Genomic DNA, 19,253 nt, shown 5'->3' on the forward strand with positions numbered 1-19,253 from the left:
AGATTATCGTGACGTACCGCTCACAGTCCCCCCTCGTGTGGAGGGGCGATGATTTGCCCAGTATTGTCTAGCCCACGTAACGAACCACGAGGCGCCCACGATGTAAGTCCCGTCGAGGCACTGCCTCATAACTTTCGAGGTACGGCTGAGTGGCGGGACAAATGCGTGTCAAGGCCCTGTGAGGGCGCGGTGGGGGAAGTGACACCATTCCCCCTTTCGCGTGCCCAACAAGCGCTGTGGTTCGCTCAGCAACTCGACCCGGCCGTACCCTTCAACATCGCGCAATATGTGGAGGTACGCGGACGCGTCGACTACGACCTCCTCGTCTCGGCGACCGACCGCGGTTGTCGCGAGTTGGAATCCGCTGTCGTCCGTCTCGTCGACGTCGACGGTGAACCCCATCAGCTGGTCGATCAGAGCATCCAGGATGCGCTCGTCTACCGGGATCTCCGCGGCCATGCAGATCCGGTCGCCGAGGCGCACCGCTGGATGACGGACGAATACAGTCGGCCTCTCGACGTGATGACCGACCGGTTGATCTCCGCCACGCTTCTCCACCTCGGTCACGACCACTACTACTGGTTCTCCCGCACACACCACCTGGTGATGGACGCATACGGCGCCATGGTGCTGATGAACCGCGTGGCGGAGCTCTACACGCACCTCGTCATCGGAACCGAGGCGCCGCAGTCGAAGGCGATGACTCTGCGCGCGCTGTACGACGCGGAGACCGAGTACCGCACCACCGACCGGTACCTCCGCGACCGCGAATACTGGGCCGAACGGACCGCTGAACTGCCCGAACCTGTCCGGTTGACCGATCGGCACGCGCGACCGACGTCTCCGCCTCGGGTGTCCAGTCGCGACATGGACGCAGCCGTCGCGAACCGGATCGAGGAATTGGCGCGCGCGTGGAACTCGTCCGAAGTTCCCGTGATCGTGGCTGCGTTCGCCGCGTATCTCGGACGCATGACCGCCGCCACCGACATCGTACTGAGCCTTCCGGTTTCGGCCCGAACCACGGCGTCCGCGCGCCGTTCGACGGGAATGATGGCAAACGTCGTCCCCTTGCGGGTGCATCTCGATCCCGGCGAAAGCGTGGAGGAACTGGTCCGGAAGGTTCAACTCGAACTCACCGGGGCGTTGCGTCGTCAGCGATACCGCCACGAGGACATGTGGGAAGGTCGCGCACCGTCCCGCCGCGGTTTCGGCCCGACCGTCAACATCATGAACTTCCACCGCGAGATCGTGCTCGGCGAACTCGTGTGCGAGTTCAACGTGCTGACGACGGGGGTGGCCGACGACCTGTCGCTCAACCTGTACCCGTCGGTCACCGGTCACACCATGCGCGTGGACTTCGAAGCCAACCCGGGCCGCTATCAGGACGCGGAACTCGAACAACTGCTGTCGCGGTTCGTCGGGTTTCTCGACGCGTTCGTAGCGATCGAGGGTGACGCTCTGGTGGGCGACGTCGACGTGCTCACTGCGGACGAGTGGGCCGAAGCGACAATTGGAAACCCCGGCGTCGAACCCGACGCCGCGTCACTACACGAATTGTTCCTGGACCGCGCATTCGAACGCCCTGACGCGACAGCGGTGACGTTCGGGGACCAGTCGCTGACGTACGCACAACTCGAGGCGCGCTCTGCGGCGGTCGCCGCGTCGCTGAGCGAAGAGGGTGTCGTCGCCGGCGACATCGTGGCCGTCGTGCTGCCGCAGTCGCTGGATCTGATCGCCACGATCATCGGGGTCGTCAGGGCCGGCGGTGTCTACCTGCCCGTCGACCCGCAGTACCCCGCGGAGCGCATCCAGTACCTGCTCGACGATGCGAAGCCGATGGCGGTGATTGCCGATGCGGCTGCGCCCCCCGTGAGTACTTCTTACCCACGGGCGGTTAACAAGTACTCACGGGCGCGCAGCGCATATGTGATCTACACGTCCGGGTCGACCGGCCGGCCGAAGGGCGTGCTCGTCTCGCACGCCAATGTGCTGTCGCTGCTCGCGAATACGCGGGACCAGTTCGGGTTCGGGCCGGGCGACGTGTGGACGATGTTCCACTCACCCGCCTTCGACTTCTCCGTGTGGGAGATGTGGGGCGCCCTCACCACCGGTGGCCGGCTGGTTCTCGTCGACCACTTCCTGGCCCGGTCACCGCACGAGTTCCGGCAACTGCTGGTCCGCGAGGGCGTGACCGTCCTCAACCAGACCCCGTCCGCGTTCGGCCAGCTGGCGGACGTCGACGGAGATGCGGACCTGGCGGTGCGGCTGCTGATCTTCGGCGGCGAAGCGCTCGATCCGGCACCCGTATGGCCGTGGCTCGAACGGCATCCCGGCGTGCGCGCGATCAACATGTACGGCATCACCGAAACCACCGTGCACGTCACCGCGGCCGAACTCGACCTCGCGGCCCGCGACGCATCGGCGTCCATCGGCCGCGCACTGCCCGGACTGCAGACGTACGTGCTCGACACCGCGCTGCGGCCGGTTCCTCCCGGTGGCGTGGGGGAGCTGTACGTCGCAGGGGCCCAAGTCTCCTCCGGATACTTGCACCGTCCCGGCCTGACGGCGGAACGGTTCGTCGCGAATCCGTACATCGACGGTGCGGTGATGTACCGGTCCGGTGATCGAGTCCGCTACCGCGGCGACGGTCGCCTCGACTACGTGGGCCGGGTCGACGCCCAGATCGAGTTGCGCGGATACCGGATCGAACCCGGCGAGATCGAGGCCGCGCTCCTCCGGCATCCCGGCGTCGAACAAGCGGTGGTGGTTCTCCGCGACACGGCCGCCGGACGACAACTCGTCGGCTACGTGGTGACCGACGCCGATCAGCCCACCCTGACCCGGCACCTGCGGACGGTCCTGCCCGATCACATGGTTCCCGGTGCACTGGTGCAGGTCCCGGCAGTTCCGTTGACCGCCAACGGCAAGGTCGACCGCGCCGCGCTGCCCGATCCGGGTGTCGTGACCGCGGAGGGGCAGGGCACCCACACTCCCATCGAGGACGTGGTGGCGGATGTGTTCGCCGAGGTGCTTGGCGGTGCCGAGGTGGGGACGCGGCACAACTTCTTCGACCTCGGCGGCAATTCGCTGCTCGCCACCCGGGTGTCCGCCCGCGTCAGTGCCGTCTTCGACATCGACGTGACGGTGAAGGACGTTTTCGAGGCCCCCACCGTCGCCGAGTTGGCCACCCGGATCGAGGAGCGGTCCGGTGCCGGGCGCCGACGTGTCCCGCTGCGGCCGGCGCCGCACGACGGGCGCGTTCCGCTGTCGCCGGCGCAACAGCGCATGTGGTTCGTCAACCAATTCGACACCGGTGCTTCGGGATACAATCTCCCACTCGTGGTGCGCCTCGACGGCGAACTGGACGTGCCCGCGCTGGCGTCCGCCGCCCACGACCTGATCGAGCGGCACCGCACTCTGCGCACCGTGTACCCGTCCGATGCCGACGGCGTGCACCAGGTCGTCCTCGACGCCGCGGATGTCCCGCTGGACCTGACGCCGATCGCGCTGCCCGAGGACGCCGTCGACGCGCACCTGCGGGCGTTCGTCGACAGCGGATTCGACGTATCCGTCGACGCACCGATCCGGGCGCGGCTGTATCGCGTCGGACCCGACACGCACGTATTCGCCCTCGTGGTGCATCACATCGCCGCCGACGCGTGGTCGCTCACCCCGCTGATCCGCGACACGATGACGGCGTACCAGGCCCGCCTCGGGGGTGGTGGCCCCGAGTGGCACCCGCTGCCCGTGCAATACAGCGACTACAGCGTGTGGCAACGGGCCATCCTCGACGACGCGTCCGCCGACACCCTGCGGCGGTACTGGCTCGACACCCTCGCGGACCTGCCCGAGCAGGTCACCCTGCCCGCCGACCATCCGCGGCCGGCGGCGGCGTCCGGTCACGCCGGCACGGTCGGCGTCGAACTCGGCGAACAGCTGCACGACGCGGTGACCGCGCTGGCGCGCGGCGGCCGGGCCACCACGTTCATGGTGCTGCACGCCGCACTGGCCGCCGTCCTCGCGCGGTTCAGCGGCAGCCGTGACGTGCCCATCGGGACCGCCGTCGCCGGGCGCACCGATCCGCAACTCGACGACATGGTGGGGATGTTCGCCGGCACGCTGGTGCTGCGCACCGCGGTGGATCCGTCGGCCACGTTCGCGGAACTGCTCGCGCACGTCCACGAACGGGACATCGCCGCCTACACGCACGCCGACATGCCGTTCGAGGCTCTCGTCGAGCTACTGAACCCGGCGCGGTCGACGTCCCACCACCCGCTGTTCCAGGTCGCGCTGTCGATGCAGCGCAGCCGGCCGGGCCAGGTGACGCTGCCCGGGCTGACGGTGACACCCGTCGGCGACGTCGTCGACCGCGCCAATTTCGATCTGCAACTGACCGTCACCGAGTCCGGTCCCGGCGGGCGCCTGCACCTCGACTTCGGTTACGACGCAGACCTCTACGAGCACTCGACGATCGAGCAGTTCGCGTCGCGGCTGGTGCGGTTCCTCGAGGCCGTCAGCGCCGACCCGCTGCTGCCGGTGGGCGACGTCGACCTCTTCGATGCCGCGGAACGTGCCGCACTGGTGCCCGCGGTCGGTCCCGCGGCCCCCGCGTCGTCGACGCTGCGGGAGATTCTGACCCGCGGCGCCGCCCTCGCGCCGGACGCTGTCGCGGTATCGGGTGAGGGCGTCGAACTCACCTACCGCGAACTTGACACGAGATCCGACACTCTCGCCCGCGAACTCGCCGAGAGTGGGGTGGTCCGCGGAAGCCTCGTTCCCTGGGCCGAGCAGAGGTCGGTGGACGCGGTGGTGCGACTGTGGGCCATCGCGAAGACCGGTGCGGCCCCCGTGCTGTTCGACCCCGCGCGCACCCCGTTCACCCCACGTGAGTGGGAAAGAGTGCCGGAGCACGCTTTGCCGCTCACGTCGGAGGTGGCGTACGTCGTCTACACCTCGGGGACGACGGGCACACCCAAGGGCGCCGTCGTGACCCACGGCGGTCTGGCCGCCCTCGACGCCGACCTGCGCGAGCGGTACGCGGCCGGCCCCGGCTCCCGGATGCTGCACCGCGGTGCGCCCGGATTCGACATGACGCTGCTCGAGGTCCTCGTCGCCGGGGCGTCGGGAGCCACGCTGGTGATCGCGTCGGACGCCGAATACGCCGGCCCGCCGCTCGCCGACCTGATGGAACGCGACCGCATCACGCACGCCTGCATGACCCCGACGATCCTCGCCACCCTCGGCGACCGGGACCTTCCGGACCTGCAGGTGCTGATGGTCGGTGGTGAGCGGCTCGGCAGCGAGTTGGTGAACCGCTGGGCGGCCGGACGTCGTCTGTTCAACGCGTACGGGCCCGCCGAAACCACCATGTACGCGTTCAGCACCGGACCACTCGGTGTGGGGGAGTCCGTCTCGATCGGCGCCCCCGTGCACGGTGTGTCCGCGCTGGTGCTCGACGACCGCCTCCGCCCGGTACCTCCCGGCGTGCCCGGGGAGCTGTATCTGGCAGGCCGCGCGCTCGCCCGCGGATACGCGGACCAGCCGGGGCTGACGGCGGGGCGGTTCGTCGCGGCCGAAGGCGGCGCACGCCTGTACCGCACCGGCGACCTGGTGCGCTGGCGCACGTCCGACGCCGCCCACGAACTCGAGTACCTCGGGCGCAACGACTCCCAGATCAAGATGCGGGGAGTGCGCATCGAACCAGCCGAGATCGACACCGTCATCGGGCGGCTCGCCGACGTCGACTTCACGGCCACCGTCGTGCGCACCGCCGGCGCCGGCACCGAGGTGCTCGTGTCCTACGTGCTGCCGAACGGCCACCTCGACACCCACGATCTGCGTCGCCGTCTCGCCGAATCGCTGCCCGCCTACCTGGTTCCGACCGCGGTGGTGGTACTCGACGCCGCGCCGCCCACCGTGAACGGCAAACTCGACCTACGGTCGCTGCCGACGCCGGAACTGGCGGTCGCCGAGAACGAACCGCCGCGCACCGACACCGAGCGCGCCGTGGCTCGCGTGTTTGCGGACGTCCTCGGACACGAGAAGGTGGGCCGCGGGACGCACTTCTTCGATGCGGGCGGCAACTCGCTCCTCGCCACCCAGTTGACGGCCCGGCTCACCGACTCCGTGGGCCACCTGGTGCCGCTGCGCACCCTGTTCGCGCACCCCACCGTCGCCGAACTGGCCGAAGCCCTCGACGACGCGGTCCCCGAGACCGACCTGCGTCCCGCACTCGTCGCACGGCCCCGACCGGACCGCATTCCGTTGTCCCGCAGCCAATACCGCATGTGGGTGCTGAACCGCACCGATCCCGGGTCGCCGACGTACAACCTGCCCGCCACCGTGCGGTTGGAGGGCGCACTCGACGTCGCGGCGCTGACCGCGGCGTTCGAGGACGTGATCCGGCGGCACGAGACGTTGCGGACCCGGTACCCCGTCGACGGCCATCCCTACCAGGAGATCCTCGACGCGGCGCCGCTCGACCTGACGCCGGTCGACGTGCGCGATCCCGACGAGTTCATGGCGCGGTTCGCCGCCCGCGGATTCGACCTGACCGCGGACCGGCCCATCCGCGTCGCACTGTTGCGTCTGCACCCGCAGTGCCACGTGCTGGCCGTGAACATTCATCACATCGCCGCCGACGGATGGTCGCTGACCCCGCTCGTCGCCGACGTGCTCAACGCCTACGCCGCGCACTCCACCGGGATCGCCCCGCAGGAGAACCCACTGCCGCTGCAGTACGCCGACTACGCCGTGTGGGAGCGGGAACTGCTGGACGGCGAATACGGGCAGCGGCGCGTCGAGCACTGGCGCCGGGCGCTGGACGGCGTCGACAGCACGGCGCCGCTGACACCGGACCGGTCGACGAGTGGCTCGACCCGTGCCGGCGTCGTCGCATTCGACGTGTCGGCGGACGTGCAGCAGGCCGTACACCAGTTGGCGGCGCAGCACCACGCGACACCGTTCATGGTCCTGCACGCGGCACTGTCCGTGGTGTTGTCCCGGCTCGGCGCCCGGACCGACATCGTCGTCGCCACCGCCGTCGCGGGCCGCGGGGAACGCGCACTCGACTCCCTGGTGGGCATGTTCGTGAACACCCTCGCGCTGCGGGCACAGGTACTGCCCGACATGCCGTTCACCGGACTCCTCGCACAGGTCCGGGACTTCGACGTCGACGCCTTCGAGCACGCGGACATGCCGTTCGAGGTGGTGGCCGGACTGCTCGGCGGGCGGACCCCGCAGGTGGCCCTGGCCCTGCAGAACCTGCAGATCCCCCCGCTCGAGGCGGCGGGCATGACGGTGACGGCGAAGGAGTTCGACACCGGAACAGCGAAATTCGACCTGCACCTGACCCTCACCGAGACGTCCGACGATGGTGCCCCCTCGGGGATGCGCGGCGCCGCCGTGTACTCGGCGGACGTCTTCGATCACAGAACCGTCCAAGCGGTGGCGACCCACCTCGGGCGGGTGCTCGAGGCGATCTGTGCCGACCCCGACGTGACCGTGGGCGACGTCGCGCTGACCGCAGCGGAGCCCCTCGCCGGTGCGCAGCCTGCCGGTGAACGGACCCTTGCCGAGATCCTGACGGCCACCGCCGCCGCGTACCCCGACAACACCGCACTCGCCGACGGCGACGTCACCCTGACCTACCGCGAACTGGACGAGCGCTCCGACGTGCGGGCGCGCAAGCTCACCGCGCTGGGTGTCGCACCGGGCGAGGTGGTTCCGATCGACCTGCCGCGGTCGTCGGACTTCGTAATCGAACTCTGGGCCGTCGCCAAGACCGGTGCGGCGTTCAGCCCCGTGAGCGGTTTCGGTCGCCAGGGCTACCAGAAGTGCGCACGGGACGTGGCGTACGTGATCCACACGTCCGGCTCCACGGGTGTGCCCAAGGCCGTGGCCGTCACGCACCGGGGACTGGGGCCGCTCACCGCCGAGGTGGTGCGCCGGTACCGGGTGGGTCCCGGCGACCGTGTGCTGCACGGCTACAACCCCGCCTTCGACGCCGCGCTGCTGGAGATGCTGCTCGCGTTCGGCTCCGGCGCCTGCCTGGTGGTGGCCCCCGCCGACGTCTTCGCCGGAGCCGAACTGCATCGGCTGCTGGTCGAGCAGCGGGTCACCCACTACCTCTCCACACCGTCCGTGCTCGCGACGCTCGACCCGCGCGGGCTCGAATCGGTGCGCGTCGTGGGGGTCGGAGGCGAGGTCCTGAACCCCGAACTGGCGGGAACATGGAGTGCCGGAAGGGTTCTGATCAACGCCTACGGTCCGACCGAGTCGACAGTGGTCGCGACGCTGACCGAATTCGAGCCCGAATCCGCGCCCGGCACGGTGACGATCGGCGCACCGATCCCCGGGACCACGGCGGTCGTGCTCGACACGCGGCTGCGCGCAGTCCCGGTCGGCGGTGTCGGTGAGCTCTACCTCGCCGGACCCGGACTCGCCCAGGGCTACCTCGGCGCACCCGACCGGACGGCGGAACGGTTCGTCGCGGCGTCGGACGGCGCCCGCATGTACCGCACCGGCGATGTCGTGCACCGACGGGCGGACGGCCACCTCACCTTCCTCGGCCGGGTCGACCGGCAGATCAAGGTGCGCGGCACGCGTATCGAACCGGCCCAGATCGAGGCGGCGCTGCTGGAGCTGCAGGGCGTCGAGCAGGCAGCCGTGTCGGTGCAGCAAAACGACCTCGTCGCGTTCGTCGCCGGCACGGACCTCGACTCCCCGACACTGCGACAGCAGCTGGCGGGCCGCCTGCCCTCGTATCTGGTGCCGCCCCGCATCGTCACGATGGACACGCTGCCGCTCACCGCCAACGGCAAGCTCGACGTCGCCGCGTTGGAGGTCCGGGACGACGACGTCGCCGCGGCACCCCCGCGCACCGCGGCCGAGGAGATGGTGGCCGGCGTGTTCGCGGATGTGCTCGGCTCGGCCCGGATCGGCGCCGGGCACAACTTCTTCGACGCGGGCGGCGATTCACTGTCCGCGACGGCGGTGACGGCCCGACTGTCCGCGACATTCGGCGTCGACGTGCCGGTGCGGGTGCTGTTCGAGAACCCGACCCCCGCGTCGCTCGCCCGGTGGTTGGGCGCCCCCGCGGCGGGAGCCATGCGGCCGGTGCTCGTTCCCCGCCCGCGCGGGGCGCGAGTGCCGCTGTCGCCCGCGCAGCAACGCCTCTGGCTGCTCAGCCGGGTCAACCCCGACACCGCCCTGCACAACATGGTGTTCGTCACCCGGGTAGGCGGCGACGTCGACGTCGACGTCCTCCGGCTGGCGATGCGGGACGTGCTGGAGCGGCATTCGTTGCTGCGCACCGTCTTCCCCGTCGACGCCGAAGGCCCGTATCAGCTGGTGCTGCCCGTCGAGTCCGTGACCGAGGACGTCGGCGCGGAAGCGGACTTCGCCGTCGACACGTGGAGCGCCCGGCCGTTCGACCTCACCACCGAGACCCCGGTGCGGGTGAAACTGTGGCGCACCGAGGGCGGCGGCTTCATGCTCGGCGTCGTGGTCCATCACATCGCCCTGGACGGCGGTTCGATGGGACCGCTGCTCACCGACCTCGACACCGCCTACCGGTGCCGCGCGGACGGGTCGGCCCCGCAGTGGGCGCCGCTGGTCGTGGAATACGCCGACTACGCGATCTGGATGCGCGAACTGCTCGGGACCGCCGCCGATCCCGGCAGCGCGGCCCGCGCCCAGCTCGAGCACTGGGCGCAGGTGCTCTCCGGTGTGTCGGGGCCGCTCCCGCTGCCGGCGGACCGCCCCCGACCGGAATTCCCCAGCCACGTCGGGGCCAGTGTGGAGTGGACGCTCGACGACGACCTGCGGCAGCGGGTGGTCGCACTGGCACGCAGCCGCGGAACGACCGTGTTCATGGTGCTGCACGCCGCCCTCGCGATCCTTCTGGCCCGCGTGAGCGGACAGTCCGACGTGGTGGTGGGGACAGCGGTCGGCGGCCGTCCCGATCCGGTGCTCGACTCCGTGGTCGGCATGTTCGTCGGCACCGTGGCACTGCGCACCGCGGTTACGCCTGCGCAACCGTTCGAGGATTTCCTGTCGGGTGTCCGCACCGTCGACCTCGACGCGCTCGCGCACGCCGACGTCCCGTTCGACGACGTCGTGACACACCTCGCCCCACCCCGATCCGTGGCATACAACCCGCTGTTCCAGGTGATGCTCACGTACCAGCGGGCCGTCGACTTCCCTGAACTTTTCGTCGGGACCGACGAAGACCACCCCGAGGAGCACGCCACGGAATTCGACCTTGTCTGGGACGTGACCGACGCCGCCGAGACCACGACCGTGCGACTCGACTACGCCACCGACCTGTTCGACCGGCAGACAGCACTCACGCTCCTGCGCCGGTTCGGCGTCGTCCTCGAGTCCGCACTGACCACCCCGTCCGCGGCCCTCGGCGACCTCGACATCCTCGACGACACCGAACGCGCCCAACTCGTGCAGGGCCCCCGGCCGGTGGCCACGCCGCGGACGCTCGGCGACATCCTTGCCACCCGTGCTGGCGCCACCCCGTCCGCCGTCGCGGTGGTCGACGGCGACACCCGGTGGACCTACCGCGAACTCGACGAAGAATCGGACCGCTGGGCCCGCGCACTCGCGTCCCGCGGCGTCGGCCCGGAGGACGTCGTCGCCGTGGCGACACCCCGCGGCCGGCACTGGCTCCTGGCGGTGTGGTCCGTGACCAAGGCCGGTGCGGCGTGGATGTCGCTGGATCCCACCCATCCCGCGGAGCGGCTGGACTGGATGCTGTCGGACTCGGGCGCGGTGCTCGGATTGACCGTCGGCGGGGTCGGGGATCTGCCGCGATCCGGCGACTGGTTGCGCCTGGACGAGCGGCCTTCCGGTGACGCGGATCCGGCGGCACCCGACGTGGACAACGCGGCCTATGTGATCTACACGTCGGGTTCCACCGGCCGGCCCAAGGGCGTCGTCGTCACGCACCGCGGACTGACGACCCTCCTCACCACCCCCACCTACACGCCGGACGCGCAAGGCGGCGACGCCCGAGTGCTGCAGTCGACCTCCCCGACCTTCGACGTCGCGGTGTTCGAAATGCTCTGGGCGGTGTCGCTGGGCAGCGCCCTCGTGGCCGCACCCGCCTTCAGCTACGCCGGCGACGAACTGACACAGTTCCTGGTGTCGCAGAACATCACCCACTTCACGCTCACGCCGACCGTGCTGGCCTCCCTCGACCCGCACAGCCTCGCACCGTCGACGGTCGTCGTCGGGGGAGAGGCACTACCCAGGGACCTCGCCGACCGGTGGTCGCGGCGGCACCGGCTGTTCAACGCCTACGGTCCGACCGAGTTCACCGTCGACGCGTCCGTCGCGGGCCCCCTCGAACCCGGCAGGCCGATCACCATCGGAAGCGCCCTGGACGGCAACGCCGCGTTCGTCCTCGACCCGCGTCTGCATCCCGTGCCCGACGGCGTGACGGGCGAACTGTATCTGGCCGGCAGCGGCATCGCCCGGGGCTACCTGGGCCGAAGTGATCTCACCGCAGGACAATTCGTCGCGCATCCCTACGGCAAACCGGGGGAGCGGCTGTACCGCACCGGCGACGTGGTGCGACGTGACCCGGGCGGTGAACTGGAATACCTGGGCCGCAGCGACGATCAGGTGAAGATCCGCGGAATCCGCGTCGAACCCGCCGAGGTCGATGCCGTGCTCGCCCGGCACCCCGACATCGACGTTGCCGTGACGATCCCGGTGCCGACGCCGACGGACACCGTGCTGGCGTCGTACGTCGTGGGCGCCGCGGGTCTGACGCCGCGCTCCGTGTTCGACTTCGCGCGCGGCCGGCTGCCGCGGCACCTGGTCCCCGCGTCGGTGACGGTCGTCGACACGATGCCGCTGCTGCCGTCGGGCAAACTCGACCGCGCCGCACTGCCGGCCCCGACGATCGAGGTCGTCGAATCCGCGCTGCCGGCAGGCGAACTCGAAGAGACGATCGCCGCCGTGTTCGCGGACGTCCTGGGCGTCGCAGACGTCCCCGCGGACGAAGCCTTCTTCACGCTCGGCGGCACATCGATGGGAGCGGCCTCGGTGGCAACGGAACTGCGCCGCCGACTGGACCGCGACGTGCCCATCGAATGGGTCTTCACCGACCCCACGGTGCAGCGCCTGGCCGCCCGGATCGACGACGGGCCTCGGCCCGAGAGCTTCTTCGACACCGTGGTGGAACTCCGCCCCGCCGATGCAGGAGCGCCGCTGTTCTGCGTGCACCCGCTCAGCGGATTGGCCTGGTGCTTCGGCGGTCTCGCCGATCACGTGGGCGACCGACCGCTGTACGGCATCCAGGCGACCGGCAGGCCGGACCTGCCCGAGACGCTGTCCGCGCTGGCCGCGCGGTACGTCGACGCGATCCGCGCCGTCCAGCCGGCGGGCCCCTACCACCTGCTGGGGTGGTCGCTCGGCGGAACCATCGCCCACGAGATGGCCGTCCAGCTCCGCGACGCGGGCCACGAGGTGGCCGCGCCGGCGCTCCTCGACACGCTTCTACCGCAACAGCAGCCACCCGAACCGGAAACCCTGAGCGAGGACGAGCTGATCGCGCAGTTCGGCGCGTACGTGAGCGTCGACCGGCTACGGGAGATCCGGGCCGTGATCGAGCGGCTCGAGCTGATCGCGTCGACCCACAGCCCCCGGCGGTTCGACGGCGACCTCGACCTGTTCGTCGCCGCCCGCGACCTGAACCGGCACCCCGACGTCGTCGACGCCTGGCGTGAGCACGCCGACGGCGTCGTCACCGCACACCACATCGACACCACCCACTCCGAGATGGCAGACCCGGGCCCGCTCGCCGAGATCGGCCGACTGCTTCGGAGATCGGGGGACCACGGCGAACCGTGACGGCACGTGACGCCGACAGTGGACCTCATCACTACGATGTAGCGATTCAGTCGGGTCAGAACGATGTGAATGACAGCTCGATCGCGCCGCTGAGCGCGACGCAATTGGAAGAGACTCGATAATGGAAATTCAGGACTACCTGCGAATTCTGCAGTCACGTTGGAAAATCATCGCGATCACGACCGTGGTCGCGATTCTCGGTGCACTCGGAGCGTCGTTGCTGACCACCCCGATCTACGAGGCGTCGACCCGGTTGTTCGTCTCGACGTCCGCGGGATCGTCGGTGAACGAGGTCTACCAGGGCAACCTGTTCTCGCAGCAGCGGGTGACGTCCTACACCAAACTGCTTACCGGCGAGACCCTCGCGCAGCGGACGATCGACAAGCTCGATCTGGGCGGCACGGCAGCGGCGCTCGCCTCACAGGTGAAGGCCAGCTCCGCACCGGACACCGTGCTCATCGACGTCAAGGTGCAGGATCCGTCGCCGGAACGCGCCCGCGACATCGCCAACGCCCTGTCCGACGAGTTCGTCGTCATGGCCCGGGAGCTCGAGACCCCGGAGAAGGGTGGGGCCCCCGCCGCCCGCGTCGTCGTCGAACAGCAGGCGCAGACTCCGTCCACTCCCGTCTCGCCCAAGACGCTGCGCAACCTCGCTCTGGGCGCGGCGGTCGGGCTGCTGCTCGGTATCGCGTTCGCCGTCCTGCGCGATCGCCTCGACAACACGGTCAAGGATCGGCGCACCGTCGAGGAACTGGCCGGTTCGGCGTTGATCGGCACCATCCCGTTCGACAAGGAGCGGCAGACGCAGCAGGCCATCAACTTCGCCGAGGGCAATTCCTCGAGCGCGGAGGCCTACCGCGAACTCCGCACCAATCTGCAGTTCCTCGAGGTCGACAACCCGCCGCGTGTCATCGTGGTCACCAGTTCGCTGCCCACCGAGGGCAAGACCACCACCGCGATCAACATCGCGCTCGTGCTGGCGGAGGGCGGCCAGAACGTGTGCCTCGTCGAAGGTGACCTCCGCAAGCCGCGCGTGTCGAAGTACCTTGGCGTCGTCGGGTCCGTCGGGCTCAGCAGCGTCCTGGCGGGCAAGGCCGACCTCGACGCCGTGCTCCAGCCGACGCAATACTCGGGTCTGACCGTCCTGGCGTCCGGGCCGATCCCGCCGAACCCCAGTGAGCTGCTCGGAACCGAGACGGCCCGTCAGGCGCTGGCCGATCTCCGCGGACGATTCGACTACGTGATCGTCGACGCGTCCCCGCTGTTGCCGGTCACCGACGCCACCGTGCTCACCGCGATGTCGGACGGCGCCCTGGTCATCGCCCGCCACGCCGAAACCAAGCGGGACCAGTTGTCGCGGGCGGTGGGCAACCTGCACAGCGTCGGGGCGACCATCCTCGGGACGATCATCACGATGACGCCGAGCCGCGGTCGCGGGGTGTACGAGTACAAGTACTACTACGAGACCGACAAGTCGCTGCCGCAGATGCAACAGGCCGCCCCGCCGCAGCCCGCCGTGCAGCAGCAGGCACCCCAGCAGCAAGCACCTCTACAGCAGGCACCCCAGCAGTCGGTGCCGCAGCAGCAGGCGCAGTACGTTCGCGACGAGTACCCGCAGCAGCCGTACGGGGGAGATCCGCAGGAAGCACCCGTCTACCAGGGTGCCCCCGCCTACCAGGGTGCCTACGACGGCGGCCGGGGTCAGCAGTGGTACGGAGCGCCCGACCACTACGGCAACGAGCAGCAGTCGGGCGCACCGGTGCCTCCCACACCGAGGCGCACCCGCCGCTACCGTGACGACCAGGAACCCTGGTCAGAGACGGATGCTCCGCGAGATCACACCCAGTAGATCGGCGATCTCGGACCCGATGGTCAGGAACGTGTCCTCGTCCTTCCCCATCGGGTCCGGCACGTCTTCGGGAGTGTCGTCGGCCTTGTGTCTGGGACGCGCCGCAGCCAGATCGGCCACCGACTTCGCATCCGCCGCCTCGGCGAGACGCGCGGCCTCCTTCAGCGTGAACGTCTTCTTCAACTGCTCGGGAGCCAGCGCCAGCACCTTCTCGCGCTGACGCTCGGTCATCGTCAGCACCAGGTCGGCCTCCACCGCGAGATCCGCGGTGAGCATCCGCGCGGTGAACTCGGTGGGGTTACCACCGAGCCCTTCGAGGACTTGCGCGGCCGTCGGTTCCATCGGGCGTCCGACCGCAGCGCGTGTACCTGCACTTTCGGCGGTCAGGTCGGTGATCCCGAGCTCCTCGGCGTATGCCACTGCGAGGCGCTCGGCCGTTGGGGAGCGACAGACGTTTCCGGTGCAGACGAAGAGAACATGCATGGGCGAAGCATAGGGTCTCGCCCCGCACCGTCCGTACACGCACTGTTGGCTTCGAGCATCTGTCGGGTAAATATCGCGCTCACCTGCACTGGTTATCAAGGGTGCATGCGCTGCACCGTGTTTGGAACCGGATACCTGGGAGCCACCCACGCCGCCTGCATGGCGGAGTTGGGTCACGACGTCCTGGGCGTCGACGTCGACCCCGGAAAAGTGGCGAAGCTCTCGTCCGGGGAGGTCCCGTTCTACGAGCCCGGTCTCGCGGACGTCCTGCGCCGGAACATCGACGCCGGCCGACTGCACTTCACCACGTCGTACAGCGAGGCCGCGGAGTTCGCGGACCTCCACTTCCTCGGTGTCGGCACGCCGCAGAAGAAGGGGGAGTACGGCGCGGACCTGCGGCACGTGCACTCGGTGATCGACACCCTCGCGCCGATGCTCGACCGTCCCGCGGTCATCGTCGGCAAGTCGACCGTTCCCGTCGGGACGGCGGCGGATCTGGGGGCGCGGGCCCGGGCGCTCGCGCCGGCGGGTGACGCCGTGGAGGTGGCGTGGAACCCGGAGTTCCTGCGGGAGGGCTTCGCCGTCGAGGACACCCTGCATCCCGACCGGATGGTTCTGGGCGTGGACCGTCTGCGCCCCGGACGCGCCGAGGCCGAGTTGCGTGAGCTGTATGCCCGCCTGCTCGGCGAGGACATTCCGTTCCTGGTCACCGACCTCGCCACCGCGGAACTGGTCAAGGTGTCGGCCAACGCGTTCCTCGCCACCAAGATCTCCTTCATCAACGCCATCTCCGAAGTCTGCGAGGCCACCGGCGCCGACGTCACCCAACTCGCCGACGCCCTCGGCTACGACGCGCGGATCGGCCGCCGGTTCCTGAATGCCGGTCTCGGTTTCGGTGGCGGCTGCCTGCCCAAGGACATCCGCGCGTTCATGGCCCGGGCCGGTGAGCTCGGTGCGAACCAGGCACTGCACTTCCTGCGGGAGGTCGACAGCATCAACATGCGCCGGCGCACCCGGATGGTGGAGTTGGCGGCGCAGGCGTGCGGAGGGTCGCTGCTCGGCGCCAACGTGGCCGTCCTCGGCGCGGCGTTCAAACCGGAATCCGACGACGTCCGCGACTCGCCGGCCCTCAACGTCGCGGGAATGATGCAATTGCACGGGGCCGTCGTCAGCGTCTACGACCCGAAGGCCCTCGACAACTCCCGCAGGTTGTTCCCGACGCTGAACTACGCGACGTCGGCGGTCGAGGCGTGCGACAACGCGGACGCCGTGCTGCTGCTCACCGAGTGGGCGGAGTTCGCCGCCCTGAAACCGGAGGATCTGAACGGCGTGGTGCGTGCGCGCGTGATGGTCGACGGCCGCAACTGCCTCGACGCGGAGGACTGGCGCACCGCCGGGTGGGTCTACCGGGGGCTCGGCAGGGGATAGCGAACCGTGACCTGGCGGTCCCCGCGATAACGGGTTTGCCGATCTCCACTGCCGGCGGCTTCGGCGGACGGTAGCGTCAGCCCAAATCGCAACGGAGGGCTGGGCGATGTCGAAGGCACGTCACGGATCCCTACTCGCGCTTCTCGCTGCCGTGATCTGCCTGCTCGGCGCCGCGCCCGCTCAGGCGGCGGAAGTCCCGACGCTGCCGGGGCCTCCGCAATCCGACGCCGGCACTGCGATCGCGTACGCGAAGCAGCATCCGCATTCCGCGCCGCCCGGTGCCAACGACTTCTCGTGCCGCCCCGATCCCGCGCACCCCCGGCCCGTGATTCTCGTGCACGGCAGCGACGGCAGCGCCTATTCGAACTGGGCCGGGCTGAGCCCGAAACTGAAGGCCGCCGGCTACTGCGTGTTCGCCCTGAACTACGGACGGAAACCGGGCACCGAACACTTCGGGATGCAGACCATGACCGAGGGGGCCGCGGAACTGGAGGTGTTCGTCGACGACGTGCTGTCCGTGACCGGCGCGGACGAGGTCGACCTGATCGGGCACTCGCAAGGCGCGACGGTGGCCCGGTACTACGTCAACAGGCTCGGCGGGGCGTCGAAGGTGCACCACTGGATCGGTCTGGCGTCGCCCACCTACGGGGGAACGTTCTTCGGGATCGCGACGGCGGTGACGTCCGTTCCCGGGGGCACCGAACTGATCGAAGCGATCGGTTCGGAGGCACTCGCCGAGCAGGTGCAGGGCTCGCCGTTCCTCACTGCCCTCAATGCCGGTGGTGACACCGTCCCCGGCGCCGAATACACCACGATCGGGACGCGCTACGACGAGGTGATCCAGCCGTACACCAACGTTGCGCTGCACGACCCCGGCGCGACCAACATCCTCGTCCAGGACCTGTGCCCGATCGATCAGACCGGACACTTCAACCTGCCGTACGACCCGTTCTCCCAGCAACTGGTGCTCAACACCCTCGATCCCGCCCACGTGGTGGTGCCGCCGTGCACGTTCGTGCCGCTGGGCACGGGCATCGCGGGAGTGATCATCGCGAGCAACTTTTGAGTTGTCTGCCGCCGATCGGTTGCTCGGTTGCCGTGTCCGACCGCTTCGCTAGACTGCGGGCCATGGAGTGGGGGGATTCCGGATCGAACCCGTGCACAGTCGAGTTAGGCGGCCCATGAGTTCGGTTCTCGGTGTGTCGGTCGGTGCGAGCGCTGTGCGCTTGGCACGACCCGACTCCGTGAACCGAGACGACGCCGCGAGCCGGCATGTCCCCGATTTCCGGGCGCAGGTCGTCGCCGCAGGCCGGGATCTGCCGGAGGAACTGGCCGCCGAATCGATCGGCGTGGTCCTCGCCGGGGCACCCGACGCCGGGCAGGTGCACGCCACCGGTGTCGCCTACCGCGACGAAGCGCAGGCAGGCGCCGTCCAGGCGGCGATGGCCCGGCAGCAACTCGCCAACTACCGCCTCGTCACCGAGGCCTCGGCCGCGCTGAAGTTCCTCGACGTCTCGGGAGCCCTGGGCGATCACGCGACGCTCGTGTTCTACGACCTGGGCAGTTCCGGACTCACCGTCAGCGTCGTCGACCGGGCGACGGGTGAGGTGGTCGAGACGGTCCGCACCGACACGGTGAGCGGCGACGTCTTCGACCGGATGGTTCGTGCCAACCAGTTGGAGAACAATCGCATCGAGGCGCCCCGCGACGCGGCCGCGAGCCTGGAGCTCGACCTCCGCTGCCGTGAGGCGAAGGAGCGGCTCTCCACCGGCGGCGCCGTCGCGGTGCCCGGCGCCGGCGGCCTGCTGCTGTTGTCGCGCGACGTCTTCGACTCGCTCATCGGTGTCACCGTCGAATCGTCGGCGCGCCTCGCCCGCGACGTGATCACGCGGTCGGGACGAACGCCGGACGCCGTGGTGCTCACCGGCGGTGGTGCGCGTATTCCCCTCGTGCGCACGGTACTGGAGTCGTGGCTCGGGTTGCCCGTCATCGTTCCCGATCATCCCGAACTCGTTGCGGCACAAGGCGCTGCGCTGCTCGCCCAGCAGGTGGTGCCGCCGCCTGCCGAGGTCGCCCGAGTCCTCCCGCCGCCGCAGTACACGCCCGAGTGGAACGCGTTCCGGCACGCACCGACCGCAGTCGTCGCGCGCAGCGGTGCGCCGTCGGGTACCCCGTCGTGGCTGAGCGCCGCGGCGCCGCCGCCGAGTCAGCAGGTGGCCAAGATCCAGATCCGGGGCGCCGCGCTGGCGGGTACCGCGCTCGCCGTGGTGGCGGTGATCGGTCTCGGTCTCGGGTACGGCAAGAACCTGTTGTCGCGCACCGAGGGGTCGTCGCAGCCGGCGACCACGCAGCTCACCGCCAAGCCGCCGGTCGTCACCGAGGTGGCCACACCGTCACCGACGACGCCCTCGCCGCCGCCCACGTCCGAGATCGTCGAGGCGCCCGTGCAGACGGCGTCGCAGATCCGGATTCCCGAGGCGGAGCCCGCACCGCCGCCGCCTCCTCCTCTGCCCGCACCGATATTTCCCGGCCTGCCGCAGATCCACTTGCCGCCGTTCCAGCTGCCCGAACTTCCGAGGTTGCCCGGAACCTAGACGTCGCCGCGGCCCGACTGCCGATTCGA

Annotated in this window: 6 protein-coding genes; 5 read left to right on the forward strand and 1 reads right to left on the reverse strand. The window is 69.7% G+C overall.

The genetic code is table 11. The annotated features are described in order from the left end of the window. Positions 1 to 198: 198 nt before the first annotated feature. On the forward strand, positions 199 to 12,870 hold the full coding sequence (locus ACFU5V_RS04620; RefSeq protein ID WP_378697236.1) for an amino acid adenylation domain-containing protein: 12,672 nt from the start codon (positions 199 to 201) through the stop codon (positions 12,868 to 12,870). A gap of 121 nt (positions 12,871 to 12,991) precedes the next feature. Next, positions 12,992 to 14,719 carry a polysaccharide biosynthesis tyrosine autokinase gene (locus tag ACFU5V_RS04625; protein ID WP_378433479.1) on the forward strand — a complete coding sequence of 576 codons (1,728 nt, stop codon included), beginning with the start codon at positions 12,992 to 12,994 and terminating at the stop codon, positions 14,717 to 14,719. Here the strand turns inward: ACFU5V_RS04625 and ACFU5V_RS04630 are convergent. Next, the gene (locus ACFU5V_RS04630) at positions 14,684 to 15,202 is read right to left on the reverse strand and encodes a protein tyrosine phosphatase (protein WP_378433480.1); all 519 of its coding nucleotides are present in this window, start codon (positions 15,200 to 15,202) and stop codon (positions 14,684 to 14,686) included. The two genes, ACFU5V_RS04625 and ACFU5V_RS04630, sit on opposite strands and share 36 nt — an antisense overlap. 105 nt (positions 15,203 to 15,307) lie before the next feature. On the opposite strand from ACFU5V_RS04630, the gene ACFU5V_RS04635 reads away from it, so the two are divergent. From ACFU5V_RS04635 to ACFU5V_RS04645, 3 genes are all read left to right on the forward strand, one after another. Next, entirely contained in the window at positions 15,308 to 16,630 is a 1,323-nt protein-coding gene (locus tag ACFU5V_RS04635) for a UDP-glucose dehydrogenase family protein (RefSeq protein ID WP_378433481.1), read from the forward strand. 106 nt (positions 16,631 to 16,736) lie between these two features. Then, the gene (locus ACFU5V_RS04640) at positions 16,737 to 17,696 is read left to right on the forward strand and encodes an esterase/lipase family protein (RefSeq protein WP_378697238.1); all 960 of its coding nucleotides are present in this window, start codon (positions 16,737 to 16,739) and stop codon (positions 17,694 to 17,696) included. 115 nt (positions 17,697 to 17,811) lie between these two features. Further along, complete coding sequence (locus ACFU5V_RS04645) at positions 17,812 to 19,224, forward strand: Hsp70 family protein (protein ID WP_378697240.1); 1,413 nt, start codon at positions 17,812 to 17,814, stop codon at positions 19,222 to 19,224. Positions 19,225 to 19,253 lie beyond the last annotated feature (29 nt).

Source organism: Rhodococcus sp. NPDC057529, assembly GCF_042802055.1.
GTDB lineage: Bacteria > Actinomycetota > Actinomycetes > Mycobacteriales > Mycobacteriaceae > Rhodococcus_F.